Genomic DNA, 26,717 nt, shown 5'->3' on the forward strand with positions numbered 1-26,717 from the left:
TACTATCATAAAAAGATAATAAAAAAATAGAGCTTCCAATCGATTAATAACCATGGATAGCTCGCCTTTTATTTGATTAGTATTAATTATTGCAAAATCCACGCAAACAAACTTTGGATCGCTGTATCCATCACGAAAAACATCAATCCGAAGATGATCGCAGTCTCGATAACGACTAACGTATCTTTACGTAGTTGTTTTTTACTTGACCAAGTTACTTGTTTCATTTCGTCTTTTACACTTTTAAGAAATTTCATCGTAATCCTCCTCCTTGTTATTTTGTTTCTTTATGTAATGTGTATTGATTACAATATTTACAAAATTTATTGATTTCCAAACGTTCGCCGCTTTTTCCTTCACTAATCGACTTCGTATAGTTTCGAGAACCACAAACGGAACATGCTAATGCCGCTTTTTTCTTTGCCATCCGTTTCCCCTCCTCACTGAAATCCAAATTTATACCATACTACATTATCATGTAAATTATTTTATGTCAATTAGTGATCGTACGCTCTACTGTTTTTATTTTAGTTATGATATGATTACTTAAAGGATTTTAAAAATGAGCAATCTGGAGGTATGACTATGCTATTAAAAACACTTGTTTACAAGAAAAAAGATTTGACGACTGTCTCTGAGACAAGCAACTTAGAAGAAGCACTAGAAATTTTAGAATCATCCGGTTACCGTTGTGTACCGATCCTTGATACTTCCGGTAATATTTTCCGTGGGAACATCTATAAAATGCACATCTATCGTCATAAAGCAAACGGTGGCGATATGACTTTACCGGTCACTCACCTATTGAAAAACGCAACAAAATTCATTTATTTGGATACCTCTTTCTTTAAAGTATTCTTTACGATCAAAGAGCTTCCATACATCGCTGTACTTGACAGCCAAAACCATTTCTATGGGATTTTGACACACAGCACGTTATTGAGCATGTTGTCTCAATCTTGGAGTGTAGAGCAAGGTAGCTATGTTTTGACGATTGCTTCAACAGGTAAACAAGGCGACTTAGCGGCGATTTCAAAAATCATCGCTAAATATAGCAGTATTGCTAGTTGTATCACCTTAGATGTCGAAAAAGACGAATATATCCGTCGTACTTTGATCACACTGCCTGCGGATACAGAAAAAAGTGTCTGTGATTCGATCGTTAATCACTTAGAGAAGAAAAATTACAAAGTGATCGAAATTGAAAACTTACAAGATTCTGAAAAATAAGAATCTGAACAATCACAAATAGTTATTGATTGCATGCCAAAAAAGCCAGAAACCCCAAAATCATCGATAGATTTTGGAATTCCTGGCTTTTTTAGTCTTTTGCAAACAATCATACTCGATCGTTGAATTTTACTGCTCGATCTAAATAATACATCAATGGTGCAGAGACAGCCATCACGATAAATTCACTTAATGCAAGCGTACCGTAAGTCGTCCAAAATGCTTGTCCTCCGGTTGGTACTAACATATAAGCGATCATAAACATACTGATTGTAAAGAAAGCTGTATTTAATGCTAAACGGACTTTGACATTTTTTACTTTATTCTGGATAAGTGCAGTCAATCCCAATGCCAACAATGTTTGGCCACCGCCAAAAATCACATCCATGACACCAAAACCATAAATCGCATTATAGACGATCACGCCACCTAAGACACCCCATAATAACTTCCGATTGAATACAACTAAATGATTTAAACTCTCTGAAATCCGAAATTGGATTGGTCCTGAAGACACTGGTGCAACCAAAATCGTTAAAGCTAGATATAAGGCCATGATCAGCCCATTGACAACTACTACCATCAGTCGTTGCCTACTTTTTGTTCTCTCCATTTTCTATTCCTCATTTCTCCTAGTTTTGTTAACGCGGGATGGTCGACGAACCGCAAGGCGTATTATAACACACCAAATGAAGATTACAACCTTCACTCTAAAAAGGGATTCTTTGTATGTTTTTCATTCAGAAAAATTATCCCAGTGACTATTCGCACATTTCTCAGACCAAAAATTGGCAGAAATAGTGAGGCAAAAACAGGCGTTTGTGAAAAATGTTATAAAAAGCAAAGCAACAACGAGCAGTGACTCTTAATGATCAGCCAATGTCAAAACGAATGTCTATACACAAAGCAAAGCGCAAAGCTTGCTAAGTCAAGGGATGTTAGTATACATGACAAAAAAATCAGCCTAAGTATTGGCTGACGACACTTGAATGATTTTTCCAGTCCTTTCTTTTACCTACGTTTTTTGCTTGTTCTTTATTCTGTTTTCTAATTGAACTTCTTTTTCATTTGCCTAAACCTCTGCTATAATAACCAAGATTGTAATTCTTTTGATCACATTGACGAGGCGTATCGTTAACTATTCAATGACCGATTCACCCTTAAAAGCTTAAAGCTTTTTTTGTTGCGAAAACATTGATCGAAGTTTCGTCAATCTATTTACATGATTAAAACCACAAGTATTCACGGATGCTGAATAAACAGGGCAATGATTGCTTTTCCTTTTGCTACGTTGTTAGCGTATGCCAACGAAAAATCTTAAAAGGCTTGTTTCCACCAACCGTACGTTCGATACTTTGGTGTATTCCAGGAGGAAAAAATGAATTTTCATTATCACCTATTAATTAACGAAGCCGCTGGCAGCGGGAACGGAAAGAAAACAGCTGAGAAGATCTTACCGATTCTCGATAAAAAGCAACTTTCCTATACTGCCCACTACAGTGAATATAAAGGACACGACGCTCTAATAGCGGAACAATTAGCAAAAGATACACTTATGGAGTGGGAGGCGGAACAAGTTACTGATTCTTTAGGGTGGTTTCCACTTCTAATCGTTGTTGGCGGCGATGGCACCCTTCATCAAGTACTGAACACTTTTCATCAGTTATGTGTATCATTTCCTGTAGGCTTCATTCCAGCCGGTTCAGGTAATGACTTTGCTCGGGGCATTGGTATCAGTCGAGACCCTGAAAAAGCATTAGAAGCGATTTTATCGACCAATGAACCCCAAAAAATAAATGTCTTGCACTATGAAGAAAAAGTCAGCGATCGAGAAGGTCTTGCGCTCAATAATTTTGGGATCGGTTTAGATGCAGCGATCGTCCATGCAACGAATCATTCGAATGCAAAAAAAAGACTGAATAAATACAATCTAGGCTCACTTTCTTATTTATTTTCTTTATTACATGTCCTTTTCACACAAAAAGGATTTCCGATTCTTGTCGATATCGGTGGGAAACGGGTTAATTTTAAAAAAGCTTTCTTATGTACAGCTACCAATCATCCCTATTTTGGTGGGGGGATCTCAATCGTTCCTACGGCGGATATCACAAAACCGACGATTGATTTTGTCGTAGTTGAACGTATCAACCCATTGAAAATCATCTGGCTGTTTCTTTTGTTACTCCAAAAAAAGCAAATGAACTCTAAGTATTTTCATCACTATACAACAAGTAAGCTTCGAATCGTTTCCACCCTTCCTCAATATGGCCAAGAAGATGGCGAGGATTTGGAAAAACAATCTTTCGATCTACAATTAGCGAATAAAACGCAATTATTATGGTGTGAAAAAATAGTCATCCGTGAGGAAGATCCAAATTCTTGATACGCTCAGTCCTAAGATTGCTTGTTAATCATACCGTCTAAAAAAGACATCCGAAATTTATAGTTTCGGATGTCTTTTCGTTTTTTATGATTTACAATCTCAACTTACGCTTGTAGTTTGATGTTTTCCATACCGATCATCGGATCGATCCATTGTTTTTCTACAGCTTCGGTTGTCAGGATGTAGTTTTCAGGCAACTGTGGCGCTTCAGCTTCTTTCGCTTCATTTTTTTCTTCTTCCACAGCAAAAAGTGACACTTCTTGTGCTGGTTCTGTGGTCTCATTGTGGTCAACCAGTTGTTTCTTAGGCTCAGCTGCTTGTTCAATGGAGGCTGAATATGTTCCTTCTTCAAATGGATCATCACCTGTCAAAGAATCTTCATAGGCGGCTAGTTTCGTCCGCAAATGAAGCGTCATTTCGTTGTCTTCAATCCGTTTTTTTAGTGTCGTCAAACGAACGGCTGATTCGTTTTTAGCGCAAGTCAAATACGCTTGCTCTTCCCCTAATAGGATCAACAACTCCTTACTTCGAGTCACGGCTGTATACAACAGATTTCGTTGAAGCATCCGTTGATATTGATGGACCATCGGCAAAATCACCATCTTAAATTCGCTACCTTGCGATTTATGGATCGAGCAACAATAAGAAAGGGTGATTTTATTCCATTCATTTCGTTTATAGGTGACTTCATTGGCATCAAACTGGATGACAAGTTCATCTACTTTATCTTCCGAATCCTTCGCTAAAACGATCCCAGTGATCACGCCCATGTCCCCATTGAACACATTTAATTCCGGTGTGTTGACTAAATGAAGGACTTTATCGCCAATCCGATAAATCGTATCATTCCAGTGAACTTCCTTGCGATTTCCTCCACCTGGATTGAAAATATTTTGCATCATTTTATTAAAAGCATCGATACCAGCTGCCCCTCGATACATTGGTGCCAACACTTGGATATCTTGTGCTGTAAACCCTTTGTTTTTGGCTTTTTCCACGATTTTAGAAATCAGTGGTTCGATTTGATACGCATCACTTGCAAAGAACGAGCGATCTTTTTGATTTTTGGTAAAATCCGCTGGTAATCTCCCTTCTTTGATTTCATGCGCTAATGGGATGATACTCGAGCCATCTCCTTGTCGATAGATCTGATTCAGTTCGATTTTAGGGATCTGGTCGATTTCTAATAGATCATGTAGTACTTGACCTGGTCCTACTGATGGCAATTGATCTTTATCCCCTACTAGTATGACTTGCATATTTGTGGGGATTGCCTTGAATAACGTGTTCGCTAACCAAGTATCGACCATCGACATTTCATCGACGATCAATAAGCCTCCGTCTAACTCTTTCGTACTGATCGAAGGCGTTTTTTCACGTCCATTCAAACCTAAGAGGCGATGGATCGTACTAGCCGGCAATCCAGTGGTTTCATTCATTCGTTTAGCGGCTCGTCCCGTTGGCGCCGCTAATAAGATCGGAAAAATCTCTTGCGTGTATTTTGTGGGATCAAGATCTAAGCCATTCAATTCGGCAAACAAATGAACGATCCCATTGATTACTGTCGTTTTCCCAGTCCCAGGGCCCCCCGTCAAGATGAACAGTGGCGAGCGGATGGCTTCAGAAATTGCTTTTTCTTGCGAATCTCCATACTGGATGCCGAACATTTTCTCGATTCGTCGAATATTTTTTTTGACTTCTTTTGATTCGTATTTGATTTCCTTTTTCCGACTCAATAAGCGCTGGACCGAGTTACCGATGCCCCATTCAGAAAAATACAAACTATTTTCATATAGATTTGTTTCTTCTTGTTGGATCTTTCCCTCTTCGACTAATTGGATAATGACCGTTGCGACTTGATCCGGTTCGATTTCAATCGGACGACTCGATTCTAAGATTTTGATCGTCTGCTGCAATAAAGATTCTGCGGGGACATACGTATCACCCGTTTGGATCGCCTGTTGAAAGATCTGATGTAAGATCGCAGCCCTGATTCGACGCGGCGAGTCCGCCGCTATACCGATCTGTTCTGCTAAATTATCTGCACGCTTGAACCCGATCCCTTCAATCTCTTCAACTAATTGATAAGGATTTTCCTGGATGATATCCAACGCTTCGTTTTTATAGGCTTGGTAAATACTAAAGGCCAGTTGACTACCAAAACCATAGCGGTTCAACCCCATGATCACTTGATCCATCCCATGATTTAAGCGGATCGTTTCAGCAATCATCTCTCTTTTTGGTTTTGTTAACCCAGAAATCTCTTGTAATTGTGACGGATCTTCGATGATTTTTTCAATCGCGTCTTCACCAAGCAATTCCACGATTTTTTCTGCGGTTTTTTTACCAATACCTGGAAACTTGTCACTTGATAGATAATTGACGATCCCATTTGCTGTCGTTGGTTTTTCCTGTTCGTATCGTTCTACTTTCAACTGTCTGCCATACTTGGGATGATCGACTAACTCGCCATAAAAGCGATACAACTCGTTTTCTTGCACATCGCCAAAACTACCCGTTGCGACGATTTCTTTTTCTCGATAATCGGCACTTGTCTCGCTGACTTGGATCAGCAAGACTTTGTAAAAGTTGCTAGGATTTTGAAAAAAGATAGCGGCAACTGTGCCGACAAAATAAGGCATTTCTTCTGGCTGCATCGAGGCCGCCTCCTTCATTTATAGTAAAGGCTCTGGCTGTCCATTACCTAAAAAATCGACCTCATTCCATACTTTCAGCTCGTATGGTAAAAGGTTATTGGGTTCTCCTGTTTCTAAAATCGTCAAACTACTATTAAACAGTCCGCCCATTTCTCGCAATTGGCTCAAGTCTTTCCCAGTCATCCACTGGATCGCAGCCGTCAATGACGCCCCGTGACCAACGAAGAGAATGGGCCCTTGATGTTGACATACCGCATCAGCAACGACTGCTTCGATCCGTGTGATCGCTTCGGTGATCGGCTCACCATCAAAAGGTGTTGGGTCATATTTATCTAAATGGTTACGTAAGTTAGGTAAATTCTCTGGAAATTTTTGGTACATCGCTTCGATCGATTGCCCTTCCAGTTTTCCTAACCCTAGTTCTCTTAATTTATCTGTATAAATGATTTCTGTCGGATGTACTAATTCTTGATTGATTCCTTTTGCCGTATCTCTCGCACGCTTTGCTGTACTGCAATAGATGGCTTCAAAAGGAATCGACTTGACCTTTTGACCAAATGCTTTGATTTCCTCATAACTTTGAGGTAACAACGGTGAGTCTCCTTGGCTCCCTTGAAAGCGTCTTTCAAGATTCCATTCCGTTTTACCATGTCTTGTAAAGTATAGTTCCATAGGTTTTAGACTCCTCACTCTGTACTTCCTTTTTTTCGCTATACTATCTATCATATAGGATTTTGCCAGTGGATTGTGTAGAAAAGCTTATTTCTTCAAAAAAATAGAAGCTTTCGCCAACCGATGCTCACTGAAATCAATTGTAAAGAAGCTCCCCTGCCAATTATGTAGTTTCGTTTTCAATCAGCGATACGCAAGAAGCAACACTTCATTCTCAGTGTCGATAAACGGTGTTCGCAAGGAAGCTCCTACTATACGCCAAGCGAAGGTCAAAAAGTCCTTCACTTCGCCTTGATATTAGGAGCAAATCCTTTCTCACAACCTTTAGTCTAGCTTATCATTTTCGTAGTGATGTGTTAACTCTAAATTTGGGAAGCCTTGTTGGCGCAATGCTTCATACACGATCATCGCAGCTGTATTCGATAGATTCAATGAGCGGACATGGGTGTCATTCATTGGGATGCGTAAGCATTTTTCTGCATGTTCGCGCATAAAGGATTCCGGTAATCCAGTTGTTTCTTTGCCGAATAAAAAGAAATGCTCTTCGCCATCCGCAAAATTTTCATCACTATATACTTTATTCGCAAACTTAGAGATCAAATGCAACTTCCTATCTCCTAAATAAGACATAAAAGCTGGTAGATCTGCATGGTACGTAATATCTACATCATGCCAATAATCAAGCCCTGCTCGTTTCAACTGTTTATCATCTGTTGAAAATCCTAGTGGTTCGATCAAGTGTAGCGGGGTGTTCGTTGCCGCACACGTTCTCGCAATATTTCCTGTATTTGCAGGGATCAAAGGTTCAAATAAAACAATATGGTTCATACTATCCATCCTCTCATGTATATGTGAAATCCATTTTAGACTAAATCTTGATTTTTGCATAAAAAAAAACGTATCAACTCGGTGTCAGTCACTGCGAGTCGTTACGTTAGTGAAGCTCTTCTCACTATCTTTTATCAGAACAGGAACCTGATAAAAACCAATGAAAAAACAACTTGTTGCTACTATATCACCATTAAACGCATTTTGCAACCTTAACTCTACAATATTCTTATTGGAATCGTTTTCTCTTATTTCCTTTTAACAATTCTATGTCAATTGTAATTTTTCTAAGAGGTTCTGCCATAAGTGCCTCTTTTATTTCTTTTGTTACTTGCCATTCGAGTGGCGACATTGCTAAGAGATCTCGTCGATTCTGTTCAGGGATCGAAAACTCATAAGTCACACGCTGACGTTCTACCAACTCCATTGATTCCATGAATTTGTCAACGACACGCTGATTCGAATAATGGTGTTTTTCTGGTTGATCGGGATAAAAGGCTTGGCGTAATTCTTTTAAATAGCCTGATTGCGGAACAACTTTCAACACCACACCGTCATCTGCAAGCACTCGGTGAAATTCCTGATAATGAGAAGGCGAAAAAATATTCAATATCGTCGAAAATTGCTGATCAGCAAAAGGGAGATTCGTTAAATCTGCGACACACCAAAATGCCTTTATTGGCTGTTCAGTTGCTGCATAGACGCCTTCTTTAGAAATGTCAAAGCCGATTGCTTGTTTTAACGGCTGTAATTGATCGATGGCAGTCAAAAAGCTGCCTTCTCCACAACCGACATCTAACACACTTGCATCAGCCGGCAGATGTTGTGCTAATAATTCGATCACAGGCTGATACATACCCGCTTGGATCATTCGCCGTCTTGGTTCAAACATTCCTTGGTCATAGTCCGTTTTAACAGCGTGGGACAAAAAATACAACGTCCCTTTTTTTGATAAATCAAAACGATGATTATTTTGACAAATGAGCCCGTTCGTTGTTGAAGTAATCGCTTCATGACACAACGGACAGCGAAACAGCTGAGCATTCTCTGATAAAAATAGTCTACCTTGGTCTATTTTTTTTAACATAATGATTATTCATTCCTTTAAAAACTTAGTGAGAAAGCAATAACAAGACAAAATAGCTTTTTAAAACATACGTTACGTATTAGTGCGATTGTACTATTCACTTCATCTTACCGTTTGATGAACGCTTTAGCAACTGTAAAAACTATGGTATACTTTCAAAAAAGTAGGCATCACAAAGGAGTAAGAATATGATCAAAGAATTTTGTGCGGAGAATTATACATTGATTCCCTTAGCGATTGCTAAAGGTGCGAGTCGAATCGAATTGTGCGACAATCTGGCAGTAGGTGGCACTACGCCAAGTACTGGCGTGATCGAAGAAGTCCTAAGCTACGCGAGTGAAAAAAGCGTACCAGTCATGACGATCATCCGACCACGTGGCGGTGATTTTGTTTATAACGATATCGAATTGAAAATCATGCACACTGACTTGATTGAATCAAAAAAACTAGGAACTGACGGTGTGGTCATCGGTTGTTTAACGCCTTCTGGCTGGTTAGACGAAGAAGCTTTGGAAGTCCTTATAGATTCCGCAGAAGGCTTGCAGATCACCTTTCATATGGCTTTCGATGCGATTCCTCAAGAGCGTCAATTCGAAGCAATCGATTGGTTAGTGGAACATGGTGTTCATCGCATCTTGACACACGGTGGCGCTGCCGGCACGAACATCGAAGAGAATTTGGAGCATTTAAAACAATTGATTGCTCATGCAAATGGCCGGATCATCATTTTACCTGGCGGTGGGATCACTTCTGAAAACGCACAAGCAGTTGCAGATGCTTTAGAAGTCCACGAAGTCCATGGCACAAAGATCGTTCCTTTATCTGAGTAAAACTAAAAGATAGACGAAACCTCTCCTTGTCTCAAACAAGAGAAGCTTCGCCTATCTTTTTTATCTCTTACATAAAATACCCCATAAACAAAGAAGCGATATTGAAATAGATCAACACACTGGTCAAGTCACTCAAAGTGGTAATAAATGGCCCACTCGCAACGGCAGGGTCAAAGCCTAAGCGATCCATCAACATAGGGATCAAACTTCCCGCAAGATTCGCCACTGTGATCGCAAAGAGCATCGCAATACCAATGACAAAGCCTAAAATAAAGTTTTGTTTCCAAATCCCTACGATCAAGAAAATCGTTAAACCAGTCACAGCACCAGTGACTAATCCAGTCAACACTTCTGCTACGATCAAGCGGACAAAGCCATGGTTTTTATCATCAGAGATCGCTAAACGCCGCACAGCGACCGCCAACGATTGCGTGCCGGCATTCCCAGCAGTACCTGTGATCAAAGAGATAAAGACAGCTAAAATGCTCGCTTCACTGACCAAAGCTTCGTAGTGACTGATCAAAGAAGCTGTTGACATACCTAAGAATAACAAAGTGATCAACCAAGGCAATCGCCGAGAAGCAGACTTCACTGGATTCTCATTGATTTCTTCGACATTGACCCCCGCCAACCCGGAGTAGTCACTCGCTGCTTCATCATCGATAACGTCGATGATGTCATCGACCGTAACGATCCCTAACAAATGATCATCATAATCAGTTACGGGCAAAGCAAGAAAGTCATAGTCACGGAAGGTTTGTGCTACGTCTTCTTGGTCGTCGCCTACGTGAACAGACAACACCCGCTCACTCATTAAATCAGAAATCATGGCATCATCATCATTAACGATCAAATCACGTAATGAGATAACTCCAACCAGTTGATTGTCTTGATTGACGACATAGATATAATAAATCGTTTCTGCTACATCAGCTTCATTTTTCAAGACATACATCGCCGAACGGACCGTTTGATTAGCAACGATCGAAATAAATTCGGTCGTCATGATCGCCCCTGCTGTTTCATCTTCATAATGTAAGAGGTCTTTGATCTCGCTTGCATCTTCTGCTGGCATCAGGCTAAGGTATTTCGCCACTTGTTTCTTATCTAATGTATTCAGCAAGTCGACCGCGTTATCGGTATACATCTCAGAAAGCATGTCTGCTGCATAATTAGGGCGCATTTCTGCCAAATATTCTTTCATGTATTCATTGTCTTCTTCAATGACATCGAACATATCCGCCAATTCCTTAGGCGAAAGATAGGTATAAATCTGTTGACGATCTGCTTCCTTAAGGGATTGATAGAATTGCCCCTGCTCGTAGATGTGCATCTCTAGGAAGTTGTTTCTAAAATCCTGGATGTTGTTTTCTCTTAGATCCAGAGCCAACTGGGCAAATCTTTCCTCTAATTCTTGATTTTCGTCCAAACCAATCTCACCTCACCTTAATCTTCAAATCGTTTCACTATTGTCGCCATATCTTTTGCTAAAGGCTGTTTGAATTCTAATAATTTTTCTGTAAACGGATGATAGAACCGTAAGTCATAGCAGTGCAAAGCTTGTCTAGCAATACCTAGATCCATTCTTCCGCCATACATGTCATCCCCTAAAAGAGGGCAGCCGATTTCAGAGAAATGCACTCTGATTTGGTGCGTGCGACCTGTATGCAGTTGGATATCCACTAATGCTACATCCGTTGATTTATTTTCTAACCAGTATTCCGTCTGCGCACTTTTTCCTGTAGGAGAAACTTTGCGTTTCAATAATGATGTCATATCCCGAGCAATTGGTAAATCGATTTGCCCGTGATCTTGCAAAGTATCTACAACCCCACTGACCAATGCTTGATATTTTTTGACGAATTTCTTTTCACGAAGCTGTACATCCAGCTTGGCATGAGCAAATCCATGCTTTGCAAAAAGCATCAACCCTGAAGTATCGCGATCCAGTCTAGTCACCACATGGATCACCTGATCCTCATAGTCTTGTTGTTGATAATATGCTTTCACTCGATTCGCCATTGTTCCATTCGGATGATACTGTGCTGGTATCGAGGATATCCCAGCTGGTTTATCCACGACTAAAATGTGCTCGTCCTCATAAACGATCACGATCGGTGTTTCATCTAACAGAACAGTTTCATGTTCACCTTCAGCCGGAATCACAATGGTTACCTTATCATTTTGCGTCAGAGAAAACAAGACGTTTTCCACCCGATCATTGACCATGATCGTACCGCCTTGGAACTTGATTTTTGCTAGCAAGCCTTTCGATATCCCTTTTTCTTTCAAAAAATATTTCACTTGCTGCGGCTGTTCTTTTTCGTAGGTCCATGTAAACTCCATTGCTAGACCTCACCGATAAAGGCATCTTTCACGCGATGCCAAAAGTGCATGTGCCGATACGAAGCGAAGTGGATTCTTTCTTCTGCGATCCGATAATAAATGGCTCGGATATTGTCTTTTGAGACATCCAGTTGATCGATCGTAACTAAATAATCTGCTGTATTCTCTAAACGGATCTCTACCCATTCATCTTGAGCGATGACCATCGGCGCACCTAACGTACGAAACACACGGTTATTCAATGAAGCAATTTCTGCTAATTGAAACGCATTGATACTTGGATGGATCACGGCTCCACCCACACTTTTATTATAAGCAGTCGATCCTGTAGGCGTAGATAATGCTAAGCCGTCTCCCCGAAAGCTTTCAAAAAATTCGTTCTTGATATAGACATCCGCGACCATTGTACGGTTGGAACGTTTGATCGTGGACTCGTTCAACGCAAAAAAATGTTGGTCGGGTTTGTCATCTAAATAGCTGATTCGGACATCCAACAAAGGGTAGCTAACGCTTTGTTCACGATTAGTTTTCAAGCTATCGACTAATTCTTCTAACTCATAGTCGCGCCAGTCCGTATAAAAGCCTAGATGGCCCGTATGGACGCCTAAAAAACGCACATCGTTCAAAGCATGGCTAAAGCGATGGAACGCCGCTAACAGCGTCCCATCACCGCCCACAGAGATCACTAATTCTGGTTGTTGGTCATCGATTTTGATATTTGCTTGAGCCAAAAGATTTTTCAATCGTTCGGTGACTGCTAATGTTTTCGGTTCTTTGTTATGAACGATCGCTACCTTCATCTTTGGCCTCCTCTTGTTTATTCTCTTGGTCGATCAAAGATCGGTAATAGGCATCTTCAGATCGTCCTCTTCCATGAGAGAATAATCGTTGTGCTTCTTGGATCTCTTCTCGGATATTCGACATTTCTTCATCCAGTTGATAAGCGGCTTCAGCTGCACGCTGCAATCGTTCACTCATCTCTTCTGGGAATACTCCCTGATATTTATAATTCAAGGAATGCTCGATCGTTGCCCAAAAATTCATGGCTAATGTGCGAATTTGGATTTCTGCCAAGATTTTCTTTTCACCACTGATCAGTTGGACTGGATATTCGATCACTAAATGATACGAGCGATACCCACTCGCTTTTTTGTTGGTGATATAATCTCGTTCTTGTATGACTTTCATATCTTTACGGTTACGGATGATGTCAACCACTTGATGGATATCTTCCACAAATTGACACATGATCCGCAACCCAGCGATATCTGACATTTCTTCTTCTAAACGTGCCATTGGGATATGGCGTAATTGGGACTTAGTAATGATACTTTCTACCGGTTTAACCCGTCCCGTCACGAACTCAATCGGAACATGTCGGTTTTGTTCTCTGAATTGTTTTCGTATTCCTCGTAATTTTACTTTTAACTCTGACACTGTCTGTTCATAAGGTGCTAAAAACTCTTCCCAGTCTCGTTCCATAATCGTTACCTCTACTTTGTTAACATTCATAGTTATTCTAACATATAAACATAGTTTTTTTGCACCTTCTGTCTTTGAAGTTGACCAAAAACAAAAAATTAGGCAAAATAAAAGGAAAGGGGCGAAGCCAATGACAGAAATGGTAGAGATCGAATTTAAAACACTACTAACAAAAGAGGATTACATGCGTTTGCTTTCGCACTATCAGCTTACAGCAGACCGTTTCCATAGCCAAACGAACTTCTATTACGACACGCCCGATTTCCAACTAAAACAAAATGGCTGCGGCTTACGTATTCGTGTGTTAGATAATTATGCAGAATACACGTTAAAAACGCCAGCTATAGAAGGTAAATTGGAAACAACGGATTCCTACACGGTCCAAGAAGCCACTAAAATGATCGAAGAACACAGGTTGCCACGAACTGGAGCTGTCTTTCAAAAACTTCAGGAGTTGTCGATCGATTCAAGCCAACTGATCAACATTGGGCATCTCACGACGAAGCGTGCCGAATTTCCTATTGAAGAAGGCTTGTTAGCGATTGACGAAAGTTGGGGAGAGCAACTTCACGACTATGAATTAGAACTAGAAGTCACTGATGCTAAAAGCGGTAAAAAAGCATTTGAGCACTTTCTTCAGCGACAATCGATTCCTTATCATCCTTCCAAAAATAAAATCCAACGAATGTTCGAGGCTAAAAATTAGAATTCTATCATTTTCCCAAGGCACTTGAGTTCATTTTTTCGAGTTTTTCTGGTAAGTTATACGATGTGAATATTATTCATCATTTGCATAGAATCTAATTTGGGGGAGATTCGTATGATCGAAATCTATTTTTTTGTTAATCCATTGGGGAAAAACTGCTTTCATTTAGAGCAACAGCTTGTTCAGTTTATTGATGAGGAATATACTAAGAAACCTAAATTCAAAATACAATTTCGTTTTCTTCCACTAGTTAACTTGCAGACAATCGGGGATGTCATGCAAACTAACGGAATTTCTCAAACTAATCTAGAAGAGCGTAACAAACTATTTTCAACGACTTATTCAGCCGCATTAGATTGCAAAGCGGCGCATTTCCAAGGAAAGAAAAAAGGAAGACAATTTCTTAGTCGATTACAAGAAGCCGTCAGCTGTAAAAAAATTCCATATTCTCAACATCTTGCTGAATCGATATTTTCAGAAATCGGAGATCTAAACATGTTCAAGGAAGATCGTCAATCTGAGTTTGTCAAAGAAGCATTTTTCTCAGACCAAAAAATGGCCCGTGAAATGGGAATAAAGAAACATCCATCAGCTGTTATTTACAATTATGATCGTGAACAGAATTTTGGTGTATTAGTAGAAGGCTTGAATAGCGTTCGCCAAATCAAAGCAATTTGTCAAGGCGAAGACAATTATCACCTATTTGACAGCCACTCATTACAAGCAACGAATGCACAACTCCATTCCGGAAATAGCCATTTATCTTTGCTTTCAAATTAAATCATAGATGTGTGTATCACACAAAATAAAAAGACACAAAACAAGGTAAACTGTTTTATGTCTTTTTTCGTTTTTTTTGATTTAAATAGCTAATGATTAAAGATTGCCTGTTACTCTAATAATAAAGCGTTGACTAGCTGTTCCGGTGCCTTGTCCTTCACGCGCAACTAGTCCTTGTGCATCGTATGGGTTACCATTTGGTAGGTCTAATACTTTACCCGATTCAACATTTTTTAAAACATAAACACCAGCGCCAACAGCATCTCCTACTCTATAAAGTTTCCAATTCGCTCTTAATCCAGTCGTAGCAATCTTTGGATTTCCTTGACCGTCAAACACTCTTTCAGATACACACAAGGATGCTGCTTTGATAAAACCATTGAATTGGTGAGGATCGGTTAAAAAACTATACGTATCAGAAATATCATCATAAAACATATTCCATTTTTGATTCCATAAACCATTATTATTATACATGATTACTTGATCAAGATTCGCTTGATCCCAATCAAGTGCCTTTCCCAAATCCATACCACTTTCAATTCTTACAACTTTGTTACTAAAGAAGTTGCCAACATTAGATCCTGGTATATTTGGGTCCAAATCTGCCGAAACTGTTTGACTTCCTCCAATTACACCTAATGTCGTTGCTACAAACGCTCCTACAATAAATTTTGTTACTGTTTTCATTTTTTAGTTCCCCTTTTATTTTATGTATTTTTTCAGTTTTCGTCGATTTATAGGAAATAATATATGTCTAAAGATTAAACGTCACCTACTATTTTAATAACAAAACGTTGACTAGCTGTTCCTCTTCCTTGGCCTTCACGGGCAACTAGTCCCTTAGCATCGTAAGGGTTTCTGTTTTCCATATCTAAAACTTTACCCGATTCAATATTTTTTAATACATATACGTCACCCTCATCGACTTTGCCTACTTTGTATAATTTCCAATTCACTCTTAATCCAGTCGTAGCAATCTTTGGATTTCCTTGACTGTCAAAAACTCTTTCAGATACAGCCAACTGTGCTGATCTGATATAGCCATTAATTTGGTGAGGATCAGTTGAGATAGTATATGTCTTAGCATTAAAATCATAAAACATGTTCCATTTTTGATTCCATAAGCCGTTATTATTGTACAAGATTACTTGATCAAGATTCGCTTGATCCCAGTCCAATGCCACTCTTCTATCCATTTCACTTGAAATCGTTACTACTTTGTTATTAAAGTAATTAGAAACATCATGACCAGGTATGTTTTCTTCTATATCTGCCGAGACTGTTTGACTTCCTCCTACTACACCTAACGCCGTTGCTACAAATGCTCCTACAATAAATTTTGTTACTGTTTTCATTTTTAGTTCCCCTTTTTGTTTTTATTTGATACAAATCGATTTGTTGAACATAGTATGCCATGTTTTTATTTGTTAAATTTCTTTTGAATGGTAATACAACACTATTTATTTTATATTTAATAAGTGTGTTAATTATGATAAAAAGCGATTGAATTCTATCCTTTTTTTCTTCTTTTTGTTTTATTCTATAAATATAAATATATATTTTTTTGAATCTGAATAAAAAAGAGAATCGTCGGCTTCTTGACACACCTACGATTCTCCAAAGGCTTCTATTAAGTTATAAATGATACAAATAGCTACCAAACTATCTATCTGAATTAGCAGAATCATTCAACTTTCTTTTTTTATTGACAACAATTAATAAAATCAAACATATGATGATACTAATGATTCTCAGCGCAGGAGTAAACAATAGTACGATCATCAAATTGGCAAATCCCTGAACAATGGCAGAATCGGATTGATACAATTGATCCAAAGGCTCTACAAACACACTCACATGTCGATAAACGTACTCAGTAAATAAATACATGGCAATCCCAAATCCTACTATAAGGATATTCTTTGTTAATTTCGACAACGCCTATTCCTCCATTTAGTGTTTATTGATTTATTCTCCACTGAGAAATCAATTTCACCTTTTACTAAAAAAAACATATGTACATACTTCCGTCTTAGATTAATAACCTATACTTGTTGATCGAACATTTACTTACCCGCTTTCTTATCAGTTAGTCAACACACTTTCATTTCCCAAATTTTATGACGTATGCAATAGATTTCTTTTATACGTATTCATTATATAACTAGTAGATCATCCACTCAACAAGGACAAAAAAGGAGTAACACAGGATCAGCTCTCCTTTGTTACTCCTCATTCGCTATCAAATAATAGTTCACTTATTCAATGATTTGCTTTTGTATACTCGCAACATCCAACCCAAATTCTCGTTGCAAGAAATCTGGTGTGCCCACTTGACCGAAACGTTCATTGACGCCGATTCGTTTCAGCGGAACGCCAACCCCTTCTTCTGCAAGAACTTCAGCGACTGAACTTCCTAACCCGCCCGTGATCGAATGGTTTTCAATGGTTACGATTTTTTTCTTACCGACTGATTCACTGAGAATCAGCTCTCGATCAATTGGTTTGATCGTAAACATATCGATCACTTCACAGCTGATTCCTTGTTCCATCAATTGTTCGGCTACTTGCAACGTTTCAGAAACAAGTTGTCCCGCCGCAATCAGCAGATAATCGGTACCTTTACGTAAAACATTTCCTTTTCCTAACACGAACGTTGAGCCTTTTTCATACACAGGTGTGACACCTTTACGATTTCCACGAATATAATGGATGCCTGACATTTGATGGAATTCTTTGAGAATCCATGCCATTTGGACGTCATCTGCGGCATCGCAGACTACGGAATGAGGAATGGCTTTCATCAATGCAACATCTTCCCAAGTCGTATGAGTCCCACCATTATGGCCGGCTGCAAATCCTGGGTCTGAACCGTAGATGTTGATCGTGTTTCCGCCATAACCACCTGAAATAAACAGTTGATCAAATACCCGCCGTGTCGCAAATGGACCAAAAGTATGGATAAATGGTGTGTATCCCGTCAAACTCAATCCAGCAGCAACACCTACCATATTTGCTTCGGCGATGCCCATGTTGATGAAACGGTCAGGGTGTTCTTTCCCAATTGCAGTCCAGCCACTTGCCGAACCTAAATCAGCATCTAACGCAATGACTTGCTCATCGATGTCCATCAGTTCATTGATTGTTTCTACTACACAAGTTCGTAATTCTTTTTCAATAGCAGTTGATTTACTTAAATGGAACATCCCTTATCTCATCCTTTCGATTTTTTCTTCAAGCATTCGAATGGCGTCATCTGCGGCTTGATTGACTGATTCCGTATTGAATTTTACAGAATGATTGGCATCTAACGTTTCAAAATAAGGAATCCCTTGTCCCTTCACGCTATCAAGTACAATACACACTGCTTGATCAATCACTTCTTTACATTCGTTGATTGCAGCATCGATTCCTTGTAGATCTGACCCTTTTACTTTTAAGGTATAGAAACCGAATGCTTCCATTTTTTTCTGTATATCGAACGGGTCAAGGATGTCCTTTGTTTCCCCATCTAATTGTTTTTTATTATCATCGATGATCACGATGCAATGATTTAATTTAAAGTGAGCGATATATTGGAATGCTTCCCAACATTGCCCCTCATTCAATTCTCCATCGCCCACGATCAAGTATACATAGTTATCTTTTTTTGCGTGCTTAAAACCGGTAGCGATCCCCGCAGCTATAGAAGTGCCTTGTCCTAAAGAACCCGTAGTTGCATCAACACCAGGCGTTTTTTGGCGATCTGGATGAGAAGGCAAGCGTGTTCCACCTTCATTGATCGTCAATAACCATTCTCTGTCGAAATATCCAACATTGGCTAATGCACTATATAAACCGGCACCTGCATGTCCTTTAGATAAGACTAATCGATCACGTTCTTCCCACTGTGGATTTTTCGGATCGATCTTCATCTGTTTGCCATATAAAACCGCTAGCAATTCAACAATCGAAAATGATCCACCTAGATGTCCTTGCCCCATATGTTTGATACTGATCAACGTATCTAATCGTATTTTTGTCGCTAATCGTTCCAGCTCTTTTAACTGTTCCTCATTGACGGTCAAAGTAATTCCTCCTTACTCTGCTACTGTATCTGTTTTTTTACTTTTCTTTAAAAGCGTCAAACCGATCAAGACAGCAAGTACAGCGACCACACCAGAAATAACTGCAATTTGTCCGCCCATATTTGCTAAGTTTCCTAAAAAGATTCCTGCAACACCGTAATCTGTATCTGAGAAAGTCGATCCTTGGAAACCAAGATCGCCCATTACTGGCATCAACAAAATTGGCATGAAACTAATGATGATCCCGTGGATAAATGAACCGATGACCGCTCCACGTACACCGCCAGTCGCATTTCCATAAACGCCTGCTGTCGCTCCGCAGAAGAAATGTGGCACTACGCCAGGAATGATCACTGTTGTTCCTGTGAAGACCATGATCACCAAACTTACCAAGCCACCAACAAAGCTTGTTAAAAAGCCAATCAAGACAGCATTCGGTGCATATGGAAATACGATTGGGCAATCCAATGCTGGAATTGAATTTGGCACTAATTTTTCAGAGATTCCTTTAAATGCAGGCACGATTTCTGCTAAGATCAAACGGACACCGGCTAAAATGACAAAAACACCTGCGGCAAATGAACCTGCTTGTTGTAAGGCATAAATAATATAATTCGTGCCATCGCTCAATGTGCTAGTGATATAGTCACTTCCAGCAAACAACGCAACGATCACATAAACGATCGCCATCGTAATCGTGATACTTACTGTTGAATCACGTAAGAAAGCTAAACCTTTAGGAAAGTTGATGTCTTCGGTTGATTTTTCTTTATTTCCCACATATTTACCGATCAACCCACTCAACGCATAACCGAAATTCCCTGTATGTCCTAAAGCAACAGAGTCATTTTTGGTGATTTGACGAGTGAAAGGCTGGGCAATTGCTGGGAAAATCGTATTACAAATCCCTAGTGCTAATCCACCAAATAAAACAAGACTAAAAGTGCTCATCCCTGTAACATTTAAAATAACTGCGATCATACATGCCATATATAGTGTGGCATGTCCTGTCAAATAGATATATTTGTAACGAGTGATTCTAGCAATCAAGATGTTGAATGCCATACCCGCTAACATAATAAGAGCAGTTAACGTTCCATAAGTCGTTAGCGCTAAAGCCACGATGGCTTCATTATTGGGAACAACCCCTTGCATGTTGAACGCTACTTGAAACATCTCTCCAAATGGCGCCAAAGAACTTTCGATGACTCCCGCACCAGCTGTGACAACAAGAAAACCTACAAATGTTTTGATTCCGCCTTTAACAATCGTTGCAACGTCTTTTTTCTGCAACATATTCCCTAGTACCGCAATCAATGCAACTAAGATCGCTGGTGTACTTGCAATATCGATTAACACATCTAAAATACTACTCATTTATTTTTCCTCCCCCAAAAAAATTGTTTATAGTAATCCTTTTTGTCTACATGTCTCAGCTACTTTTTCTTTCAATTCATCTAGATCGATGATACTCTCCAACACGACGATTTCTCCTAAATGCTGGGCACTATCTGCTAGGTCTCTCTCTACAAAAAAGACATCCGCCAATTCTGGTGCTGCACTTCCTAAATCGTAATGAGCGACTTCCACGCCACTCACGCCTAGATCACTTAATACTGAATTGATATTCATCTCCACCATAAAACTTGATCCTAATCCTGACCCACATACTGCTGCAAATTTCATTTTTCATCTTCCCCTTCTTTGATCACATTGATTATTTCTTCTACATCTTTTGCTTCGAGTAATAACGCTAAACGTTCTTTATTCGACAAAATTTTCGTCAAGCTAGCTAAAGCTTTCAAGTGCATCTCGTTGTCCACTGCGGCTAGGCAGATAAATAACTGGATCGGATGTTTTTCATCATCGTTCAACAAGACTGGATCGACTACCTTCAATAAGGACATACCGATTTCTTTGACCCCCTCTTCCGGTCGTGCATGAGGTAAAGCAATCCCTTGGCCAATATGAATAAAAGGCCCATGTTCATTGACCTTTTCGATCATTGCTCCCACATACTTTTCTTCAATTTTATTGGTCGCTAACAAAGGCTGTGCTGCTTCAGTGATAGCTTCTTGCCATGTCAGTTGTTCGTTCGTAAATTGGATCGTTTCTTTTGTTAATAATTCAGATAACATCGGCCGTTGATCTTCCCTTCTGTTCAATTCTTTATTTATTTTTCTCTCGACGATCTGTCGTAGTTTCGTCTTTGTCATTCCTTCTCTCAATTCGATATAAGGAAAAATCACTTCCAAAATCTCTTCGATTGAATGAACGCCTCTTCCTGAAGCATAAAATGCTTGTTGGACTTTTTTTACTAACTCATTTTTCTCTAAAGGTGTCATGATGGGTTTCACGACATAACTTGTCACCGGCGTTTTCAACGGGACACTGGAAAAGACCATATCAATATCTTCTGAAAAACGAAGCATCTGATATTCTTCTGTCGATCGTGCCGGCAAAAACTCGATTTGTGGAAACAACTCTTGTAATTCTGATTCCATGATCAAACCAGAACTGATGCCACTTGGACACACGATCATCGCCTTTAATCGCTGATAATGGTGTCGCTCTTTTTGTTTTCTGATCTCTCCTCCAAACAGAATCGTAAAATAGCCGATTTCTGCGTCAGGGATCTCACCAACTAATTGTTTGAGCGGATAAAGGGCTAAACGAGTCAATTCGAATAATTCATGATATTGATTTTTGATTTCATCGATCAACACATTATTCAATGTGAATCGATAGCGGATACGAAAATATGCTGGGACAAGATGATAAAAGAAATTCATCAACAATTTCCGATAATCGACAAACCGTACCGCTGATAAACGTTCCATCTCGTGGATGATCTCTCTTGCACATTCCAATAGAAACTCTACAGAATGGTCCTCGATATCTCCTTGGATCACGGTCTTTAATAGCACAGTCATGTAACATTCTTCTTCTGCTTGGTTTTTGATCTGTCCAAAGTCTGTTAAAAATTTCTTGCTGGCTTGATAGACAGTCAAAGAAGTCAACATTTGCTTGTCTTTTTCAGTTAGAAAAACTTCTTTTTTGGTGATACGTGACAATAAGAAACTAATCAGATACAACATTTCCTCAAATCGACTAGGAACGATAACTAAATCGAATTCCTCTAAAATGCGAATCAGTCGATCTCTCACTACAACATAGTTCGTTCTTGAACTACCATAGATTCCCTCAAAAAGTAACCAGTGACCGGTCTTAGTATCTGTTAGTAGCCCAACGGTAGAAGAAGCGACACGTCGCAGTGCAAATTCATCCCCGTCTAAGTAGAAGCCTTTTTTTCTCGAATAAAGCAAACGGATATGCTCCTCTTGAAGTTTGACTCTTAAATTCCTGACATCTTTCAAAACCGTATTCTTACTTACATTAAAGAATTCTTGAAAATAATATACGGATAGGTCATCGACCATCGAGAATGCAAGAAGATAAATCATGGCTTGCCTTTCTTCTTCTGAAAAGTACAGCTCTTGCTTCGATACTTCGAAAAGGACTTCCGACCATCGTCGTCTAATCCCTTCTGGAATCAGTAATTCGTCGCCATTGATTCTTATTTTTTGCCCAAACGTTTTTTCAGAAAAAACATGGATTCTTGTTAATTCCTTTTTTAGTGTTTCTTCCTCCAACTTCGTTAGATCTATCAATTTCTGTAGATTTGTTTCTTCAAACAGATAACTCAAGCGGTAATTGATCATTCCCGTCCCCCCATTTCAACTATAGTATCTCTCCGTTGGAAACGCTATCACATTTCAGCGCAGTTTGATTCCTGACTTTCTATTTCGATGGACCGAACAGAATCAATCATGCGTGATTACGTTAAAAATAAAAACAAAAATGAAATTTCTCAAAATATTTTCTTTGAAATAAGCAGTAGAATCCAAAGTAGTTTTTTCCTAATTTGGATTCCACTGCTTCTATTATCTAGACCTCTCTAGCATGACTCATTCAATCTCGTCGAATCAATTTCTGGTCGTTGATTTCATAAATTTGATCTGCCACTTGTTGAACAAAATACGGATCATGTGAAGTAAACAAAACAGTTCCGTGATATTGTTTTAAAAAATACGCTAAGGCATTCATTGTCCGTAAGTCGATAAAATTAGTTGGCTCATCTAAAATCAAAACATTCGAGGGCTTTGCAAATAGCACAGCCAAGGATAATCGTGTTGCTTCTCCTCCACTTAGCGCACAAACAGATCGATGAATCGTCTCTGATGAAAAAGCCAAATGATGAAGCATACTGCGGATCAAGCTTTCTGGATATTCCGTTTGACGTAGCAAATACTGCAAAACGCTCACATCCTCAACAAGGTGATAATCCATTTGTTCATAGACAGCAAAGATTACTTTAGGACTTACTTTGACCCCATTTTTTTGTTGCAAGATATGACGCAATAAACTAGATTTCCCACTCCCATTTGATCCAATAATGGCAATTTTTTTCCCTCGGTCAAAAGCAAAATCAACTTGATCAAGTAAGATTTTTTCTTCGTACTGGAGGATCACGGATTCTCCTGCCACCGGAAATTTATTGTGTAGGACGGTCGTTTTAGATTGTGGAAAATCAATCGGACGGTCTTTCTGTACGCTTGCTACTTCCGTTAATTTTTCTAAACGTTTCTCGATTGATTTAGCCGCTCTCATTACACTTTTTTGGCTGCTCTCTTTTTGCTTGGTCCCTGACAAACGATCAGGTTTACGACTATTTTTATTACTCCTGCTTTTTTGATTAGCCGATTGCGCTAATTTTTTCGCTTGCTGCTCTTTTTTGATGATGCTGTTTTCTAACTTTTTTCGTTCTCTTAAATAGTCGTCATGCGCGTTTTCTTGCGCAATTGCTTCTTGCTCTTTTTGCTTGAGATAATCATCATAGTTGCCTTGATATTCTTTTATCGTCTGCTCCGATACTTCCCATATTTTGTCAGCCAACTCATTTAAAAATAAGCGGTCATGGCTCACGAAGATTAAGGTTCCATAATAATAACGGAGTTCCTCAATCAGCATTTGCACACTTCGTTGATCTAAATGAGTTGTCGGTTCATCTAGTAAAATACCTGGTGTATACGTAGATAATACTTGTGCCAAACGATATTTTGTTTCTTCTCCGCCACTAAAATGAGCAGTTTGATCGGGCACTTGGAAACGACTAAGCAATTCAAAATCGATTTCTGCGATTGGATTTTGCTCCAACGCTTCAATCTGCGCAAAATAGTGGAAATCCACCCTTCGATCCACTCTTCCTTTTTCAGCATCGATTTCTCCAGCTAACAGTTTAAGTAACGTGGATTTGCCACTGCCATTATCCCCAACGATACCGATCCGCGCATTTTCATAAATTGCTTGTTCTTTGATTGCTAAAATTTCTTTTCCATCATAACTAATCTCAATATCTTTTAATTTTACTGCTAATGCTTCCATTGTTTGCACTCCTTTTGTGCAAATGAACAGCTTTCTGACGGAAACACAAAAAAGAAGCAGCCTGTGAAAGACTACTTCTTCAAGAAATTTGTCCATACTAAAATAAGCATAGAAAAACAGCAAGGTTCCCGTGAATTGTCATTTACAAGTTGTTTTTAAACGATTCAATTAATTGTTTAAAAATACTTGATCCAAATAAAACAACCACATGTCACATCGCTCCTTTTCTCTAATATACTTTCAGTTTATCATGATTGAAACCGTTTGACAAACGATTTCAGGGCTGATGAAGTGTGTTAAGCAACAAGATCCTTAACTCCTCAACTGTTCAAATTTAAGGATTACGAGATGACCAACAAGGATTTGATTGCTTTTCGTTCATCCATCGCTTCATAAGCAGCTTGGATTTGATCTAACTCGAATTGTTGCGTAAAGACTTTTCCTGGTTCGATTTCATTTGATAAGACTGCTTCTAATAGTGAAGCTCGGTCGTGGGTCGTCACCGCAGTGATCCCTCCACGTAAGCCAATATTTCGATAGAACAAAGCATTCGTATCCAATTCATCCACATGAGGAACACCTACACGTCCAACTACCGCACCAGGGCGTCCAACTTTTACTGCCGTTTCAACCGCTTGTTGCGTGCCAACGCATTCTAACACTGCATCTGCGCCAGCCCCTGTCATTTTCATGACTTCAGCGATTGCTTCTTCCCCGCGAGCCGCAATGATATCTGTTGCCCCAAATGACAAAGCTAGCTTTTGGCGGTCTTCGTGTCGACTCATCGCAATGATTCTTGATGCGCCTAACAATTTTGCGCCAATCACGCCACATAAACCTACAGCACCATCGCCGATCACGACGACCGTATCTCCTTCTTTCACCTCAGCACTCACTGCTGCATGATAGCCAGTCGCCATGACATCCGCCAACGTAACAAACGAATTTAACATGTCTTCAGAATAATCTTCTGGTTTTCCTGGGATCTTCACCAATCCCCAGTTCGCATTACGATAACGAATATATTCTGCCTGATAACCTGTTGAACCCGAAGTATCTGATAAACAGTCGCCATCAAACCCAGCTAAACAAGCCTCGCATTCCCCACAGCCATGAGTAAATGGCACAATGACAAAATCTCCTGGCTGAACATTTGTTACATCTTTCGCTACCTCTTCCACAACACCGATCGCTTCATGACCTGCTGAAGAACCTGCTTCTTTTTTAGAGATTCCCCGATACCACCATAGATCAGAACCACAGACACTCGCTCGTACCACACGAATGATGGCTTCGTTTTCTCGTTGCAACTCTGGCTTTGGAATTTCTTTAATGGCCATTTTCCCTGGCTCTAAAAATACTGTTGCTTTCATAGCTTCCACTCCTTCGATTGATTGCTTCTAGTATAGCCCCTTGAGTCAACTCCAAGTCAAATGAAAACAATTATAATCCTCTTATTACCAACGAGACGGGAGAAAATGTCTTCGCTTTTATGTATTCGCTATGGTATTATGGCCTTGAAAAAGAGCGTTGCGCCAACAACTCTCTCTTCAGATAACACCGTTTTACTGGTGACTAGTTTGGTTATCTTGTCGCTGATTATCAGAACCAATGTTGCAAATGCCAATGCAAATATCAATGCCTCAAACACAGACATGCTTATTCCTTTTCTAGGAGAAAGCCACAGATCAACATAGGCATCACCTCTTTTCTAAAGGCTAGCCACCGCATAAACTATACGATCCTTGTCAGGATACTATAAACTGAAAATCTAAACCTTAATTTTTAAATTTTCTTGTTATTTTTAGTATTGCGATTTCTACCTCTTTTTGTTCTTCTACCAGAACAAAAGAAAGTGAACTCGCTTTTATGTAGCAACTATGGTATCATGACGTTGAAAAGAGGAGTTGCATCAACAACTCCCCTTCAGATAGCATCGTTTAAAACAATGGCTAGTTTAGATATTTACAAAAAATAACCGTTAAACCTTCCAAAGTTTAAGTGGCGGTTATTTTTTGTTGTCTTTGTCGCTGATTATCAGAACCAATGTTGCAAATGATAATGCAAACATCAATGCCTCAAACACAGACATGCTTATTCCTTTCCAGGAGAAAGCCATAGATCAACATAGGCATCACCTCTTTCTTAAAGGCTAGCCACCGCATAAACTATACTATCTTTGTCAGTATACTACAAACTAA

General features: G+C 39.4%; 26 protein-coding genes. 5 read left to right on the plus strand and 21 right to left on the minus strand.

The genetic code is table 11. The annotated features are described in order from the left end of the window. Positions 1-86 precede the first annotated feature (86 nt). A complete protein-coding gene (gene secE / locus IGL24_RS13090) occupies positions 87-257 on the minus strand; it encodes a preprotein translocase subunit SecE (protein ID WP_206854866.1) in 171 nt (56 codons plus the stop codon). 17 nt (positions 258-274) lie between these two features. After that, complete coding sequence (rpmG, locus tag IGL24_RS13095; protein ID WP_005878997.1) at positions 275-427, minus strand: 50S ribosomal protein L33; 153 nt, start codon at positions 425-427, stop codon at positions 275-277. A gap of 158 nt (positions 428-585) precedes the next feature. Here rpmG and cbpA point away from each other — a divergent pair, with 158 nt between their 5' ends. Further along, entirely contained in the window at positions 586-1,230 is a 645-nt protein-coding gene (gene cbpA, locus IGL24_RS13100) for a cyclic di-AMP binding protein CbpA (RefSeq protein WP_206854869.1), read from the plus strand. Positions 1,231-1,339: 109 nt separating this feature from the next. On the opposite strand, the gene IGL24_RS13105 is transcribed toward cbpA, so the two are convergent. After that, positions 1,340-1,843: a QueT transporter family protein gene (locus tag IGL24_RS13105; RefSeq protein WP_206854871.1), complete on the minus strand. Its 504-nt coding sequence runs from the start codon at positions 1,841-1,843 to the stop codon at positions 1,340-1,342. A gap of 765 nt (positions 1,844-2,608) precedes the next feature. Between IGL24_RS13105 and IGL24_RS13110 the strand changes: the two genes are divergently transcribed. Beyond that, positions 2,609-3,613: a diacylglycerol/lipid kinase family protein gene (locus IGL24_RS13110; protein ID WP_207699798.1), complete on the plus strand. Its 1,005-nt coding sequence runs from the start codon at positions 2,609-2,611 to the stop codon at positions 3,611-3,613. A 104-nt stretch (positions 3,614-3,717) separates the two neighbouring features. Here IGL24_RS13110 and recD2 read toward each other — a convergent pair whose 3' ends face one another. The 4 genes from recD2 to IGL24_RS13130 all read right to left on the minus strand — a co-directional run bounded on the left by recD2 (position 3,718) and on the right by IGL24_RS13130 (position 8,857). Continuing rightward, a complete protein-coding gene (recD2, locus tag IGL24_RS13115; RefSeq protein WP_207699799.1) occupies positions 3,718-6,270 on the minus strand; it encodes an SF1B family DNA helicase RecD2 in 2,553 nt (850 codons plus the stop codon). An 18-nt stretch (positions 6,271-6,288) separates the two neighbouring features. Further along, positions 6,289-6,942, minus strand: coding sequence for a histidine phosphatase family protein (locus IGL24_RS13120; RefSeq protein WP_206854878.1), 654 nt, complete (start codon positions 6,940-6,942; stop codon positions 6,289-6,291). A 324-nt stretch (positions 6,943-7,266) separates the two neighbouring features. After that, positions 7,267-7,770 (minus strand): tRNA (uridine(34)/cytosine(34)/5-carboxymethylaminomethyluridine(34)-2'-O)-methyltransferase TrmL, encoded by a 504-nt coding sequence (gene trmL, locus IGL24_RS13125; protein WP_206854880.1) that lies wholly within the window; start codon positions 7,768-7,770, stop codon positions 7,267-7,269. A gap of 229 nt (positions 7,771-7,999) precedes the next feature. Continuing rightward, the gene (locus tag IGL24_RS13130) at positions 8,000-8,857 is read right to left on the minus strand and encodes a methyltransferase domain-containing protein (protein WP_207699800.1); all 858 of its coding nucleotides are present in this window, start codon (positions 8,855-8,857) and stop codon (positions 8,000-8,002) included. Positions 8,858-9,045: 188 nt separating this feature from the next. Between IGL24_RS13130 and IGL24_RS13135 the strand changes: the two genes are divergently transcribed. Further along, a complete protein-coding gene (locus IGL24_RS13135; protein ID WP_207699801.1) occupies positions 9,046-9,687 on the plus strand; it encodes a copper homeostasis protein CutC in 642 nt (213 codons plus the stop codon). Between the two features lie 67 nt (positions 9,688-9,754). On the opposite strand, the gene mgtE is transcribed toward IGL24_RS13135, so the two are convergent. Genes mgtE through IGL24_RS13155 form a run of 4 tightly spaced genes read right to left on the minus strand, consistent with a single transcriptional unit; the run spans position 9,755 to position 13,515 of the window. Then, entirely contained in the window at positions 9,755-11,116 is a 1,362-nt protein-coding gene (mgtE, locus tag IGL24_RS13140) for a magnesium transporter (RefSeq protein ID WP_206854889.1), read from the minus strand. Positions 11,117-11,133: 17 nt separating this feature from the next. After that, positions 11,134-12,033, minus strand: coding sequence for an RluA family pseudouridine synthase (locus IGL24_RS13145; protein WP_207699802.1), 900 nt, complete (start codon positions 12,031-12,033; stop codon positions 11,134-11,136). A gap of 2 nt (positions 12,034-12,035) precedes the next feature. Beyond that, positions 12,036-12,833 (minus strand): NAD kinase, encoded by a 798-nt coding sequence (locus IGL24_RS13150; RefSeq protein ID WP_206854893.1) that lies wholly within the window; start codon positions 12,831-12,833, stop codon positions 12,036-12,038. Continuing rightward, positions 12,811-13,515 carry a GTP pyrophosphokinase gene (locus IGL24_RS13155; RefSeq protein ID WP_206854896.1) on the minus strand — a complete coding sequence of 235 codons (705 nt, stop codon included), beginning with the start codon at positions 13,513-13,515 and terminating at the stop codon, positions 12,811-12,813. The genes IGL24_RS13150 and IGL24_RS13155 overlap by 23 nt, the downstream gene beginning before the upstream one ends. 130 nt (positions 13,516-13,645) lie before the next feature. On the opposite strand from IGL24_RS13155, the gene IGL24_RS13160 reads away from it, so the two are divergent. Beyond that, positions 13,646-14,221 (plus strand): CYTH domain-containing protein, encoded by a 576-nt coding sequence (locus IGL24_RS13160; protein WP_207115211.1) that lies wholly within the window; start codon positions 13,646-13,648, stop codon positions 14,219-14,221. Positions 14,222-14,335: 114 nt separating this feature from the next. Further along, the gene (locus IGL24_RS13165; protein ID WP_206854902.1) at positions 14,336-15,001 is read left to right on the plus strand and encodes a DsbA family protein; all 666 of its coding nucleotides are present in this window, start codon (positions 14,336-14,338) and stop codon (positions 14,999-15,001) included. 96 nt (positions 15,002-15,097) lie between these two features. On the opposite strand, the gene IGL24_RS13170 is transcribed toward IGL24_RS13165, so the two are convergent. From IGL24_RS13170 to IGL24_RS13215, 10 genes are all read right to left on the minus strand, one after another. Next, a complete protein-coding gene (locus IGL24_RS13170; protein ID WP_207115212.1) occupies positions 15,098-15,691 on the minus strand; it encodes an RICIN domain-containing protein in 594 nt (197 codons plus the stop codon). Positions 15,692-15,765: 74 nt separating this feature from the next. Further along, entirely contained in the window at positions 15,766-16,359 is a 594-nt protein-coding gene (locus IGL24_RS13175) for a hypothetical protein (protein WP_207115213.1), read from the minus strand. Between the two features lie 307 nt (positions 16,360-16,666). After that, positions 16,667-16,942, minus strand: coding sequence for a hypothetical protein (locus IGL24_RS13180; RefSeq protein ID WP_207115214.1), 276 nt, complete (start codon positions 16,940-16,942; stop codon positions 16,667-16,669). Between the two features lie 320 nt (positions 16,943-17,262). Further along, positions 17,263-18,210, minus strand: coding sequence for a transketolase family protein (locus IGL24_RS13185; RefSeq protein ID WP_207115215.1), 948 nt, complete (start codon positions 18,208-18,210; stop codon positions 17,263-17,265). 3 nt (positions 18,211-18,213) lie between these two features. Continuing rightward, positions 18,214-19,071 (minus strand): transketolase, encoded by an 858-nt coding sequence (locus tag IGL24_RS13190; RefSeq protein WP_207115216.1) that lies wholly within the window; start codon positions 19,069-19,071, stop codon positions 18,214-18,216. A 12-nt stretch (positions 19,072-19,083) separates the two neighbouring features. Beyond that, on the minus strand, positions 19,084-20,448 hold the full coding sequence (locus tag IGL24_RS13195; protein WP_206854910.1) for a PTS ascorbate transporter subunit IIC: 1,365 nt from the start codon (positions 20,446-20,448) through the stop codon (positions 19,084-19,086). A gap of 27 nt (positions 20,449-20,475) precedes the next feature. Continuing rightward, on the minus strand, positions 20,476-20,757 hold the full coding sequence (locus IGL24_RS13200; protein WP_429968495.1) for a PTS sugar transporter subunit IIB: 282 nt from the start codon (positions 20,755-20,757) through the stop codon (positions 20,476-20,478). Continuing rightward, a complete protein-coding gene (locus IGL24_RS13205) occupies positions 20,754-22,793 on the minus strand; it encodes a BglG family transcription antiterminator (RefSeq protein ID WP_429968496.1) in 2,040 nt (679 codons plus the stop codon). The genes IGL24_RS13200 and IGL24_RS13205 overlap by 4 nt, the downstream gene beginning before the upstream one ends. Before the next feature lie 250 nt (positions 22,794-23,043). Then, on the minus strand, positions 23,044-24,516 hold the full coding sequence (abc-f, locus tag IGL24_RS13210; RefSeq protein ID WP_207115219.1) for a ribosomal protection-like ABC-F family protein: 1,473 nt from the start codon (positions 24,514-24,516) through the stop codon (positions 23,044-23,046). A gap of 341 nt (positions 24,517-24,857) precedes the next feature. After that, positions 24,858-25,889, minus strand: a complete 1,032-nt coding sequence (locus IGL24_RS13215) for a zinc-dependent alcohol dehydrogenase family protein (protein ID WP_207699803.1) — start codon at positions 25,887-25,889, stop codon at positions 24,858-24,860. Positions 25,890-26,717: the final 828 nt, after the last annotated feature.

It is taken from the genome of Enterococcus sp. DIV2371, assembly GCF_050498525.1.
Lineage (GTDB): Bacteria > Bacillota > Bacilli > Lactobacillales > Enterococcaceae > Enterococcus_B > Enterococcus_B mangumiae.

Coding starts and splice junctions, on each gene's coding strand:
- secE (WP_206854866.1), bottom strand. CDS start 257: ATGAAATTTCTTAAAAGTGTAAAAGACGAAATGAAACAAGTAACTTGG.
- rpmG (WP_005878997.1), bottom strand. CDS start 427: ATGGCAAAGAAAAAAGCGGCATTAGCATGTTCCGTTTGTGGTTCTCGA.
- cbpA (WP_206854869.1), top strand. CDS start 586: ATGCTATTAAAAACACTTGTTTACAAGAAAAAAGATTTGACGACTGTC.
- IGL24_RS13105 (WP_206854871.1), bottom strand. CDS start 1,843: ATGGAGAGAACAAAAAGTAGGCAACGACTGATGGTAGTAGTTGTCAAT.
- IGL24_RS13110 (WP_207699798.1), top strand. CDS start 2,609: ATGAATTTTCATTATCACCTATTAATTAACGAAGCCGCTGGCAGCGGG.
- recD2 (WP_207699799.1), bottom strand. CDS start 6,270: ATGCAGCCAGAAGAAATGCCTTATTTTGTCGGCACAGTTGCCGCTATC.
- IGL24_RS13120 (WP_206854878.1), bottom strand. CDS start 6,942: ATGGAACTATACTTTACAAGACATGGTAAAACGGAATGGAATCTTGAA.
- trmL (WP_206854880.1), bottom strand. CDS start 7,770: ATGAACCATATTGTTTTATTTGAACCTTTGATCCCTGCAAATACAGGA.
- IGL24_RS13130 (WP_207699800.1), bottom strand. CDS start 8,857: ATGTTAAAAAAAATAGACCAAGGTAGACTATTTTTATCAGAGAATGCT.
- IGL24_RS13135 (WP_207699801.1), top strand. CDS start 9,046: ATGATCAAAGAATTTTGTGCGGAGAATTATACATTGATTCCCTTAGCG.
- IGL24_RS13145 (WP_207699802.1), bottom strand. CDS start 12,033: ATGGAGTTTACATGGACCTACGAAAAAGAACAGCCGCAGCAAGTGAAA.
- IGL24_RS13150 (WP_206854893.1), bottom strand. CDS start 12,833: ATGAAGGTAGCGATCGTTCATAACAAAGAACCGAAAACATTAGCAGTC.
- IGL24_RS13155 (WP_206854896.1), bottom strand. CDS start 13,515: ATGGAACGAGACTGGGAAGAGTTTTTAGCACCTTATGAACAGACAGTG.
- IGL24_RS13160 (WP_207115211.1), top strand. CDS start 13,646: ATGACAGAAATGGTAGAGATCGAATTTAAAACACTACTAACAAAAGAG.
- IGL24_RS13165 (WP_206854902.1), top strand. CDS start 14,336: ATGATCGAAATCTATTTTTTTGTTAATCCATTGGGGAAAAACTGCTTT.
- IGL24_RS13170 (WP_207115212.1), bottom strand. CDS start 15,691: ATGAAAACAGTAACAAAATTTATTGTAGGAGCGTTTGTAGCAACGACA.
- IGL24_RS13175 (WP_207115213.1), bottom strand. CDS start 16,359: ATGAAAACAGTAACAAAATTTATTGTAGGAGCATTTGTAGCAACGGCG.
- IGL24_RS13185 (WP_207115215.1), bottom strand. CDS start 18,210: ATGTTCCATTTAAGTAAATCAACTGCTATTGAAAAAGAATTACGAACT.
- IGL24_RS13195 (WP_206854910.1), bottom strand. CDS start 20,448: ATGAGTAGTATTTTAGATGTGTTAATCGATATTGCAAGTACACCAGCG.
- IGL24_RS13200 (WP_429968495.1), bottom strand. CDS start 20,757: ATGAAATTTGCAGCAGTATGTGGGTCAGGATTAGGATCAAGTTTTATG.
- IGL24_RS13205 (WP_429968496.1), bottom strand. CDS start 22,793: ATGATCAATTACCGCTTGAGTTATCTGTTTGAAGAAACAAATCTACAG.
- abc-f (WP_207115219.1), bottom strand. CDS start 24,516: ATGGAAGCATTAGCAGTAAAATTAAAAGATATTGAGATTAGTTATGAT.
- IGL24_RS13215 (WP_207699803.1), bottom strand. CDS start 25,889: ATGAAAGCAACAGTATTTTTAGAGCCAGGGAAAATGGCCATTAAAGAA.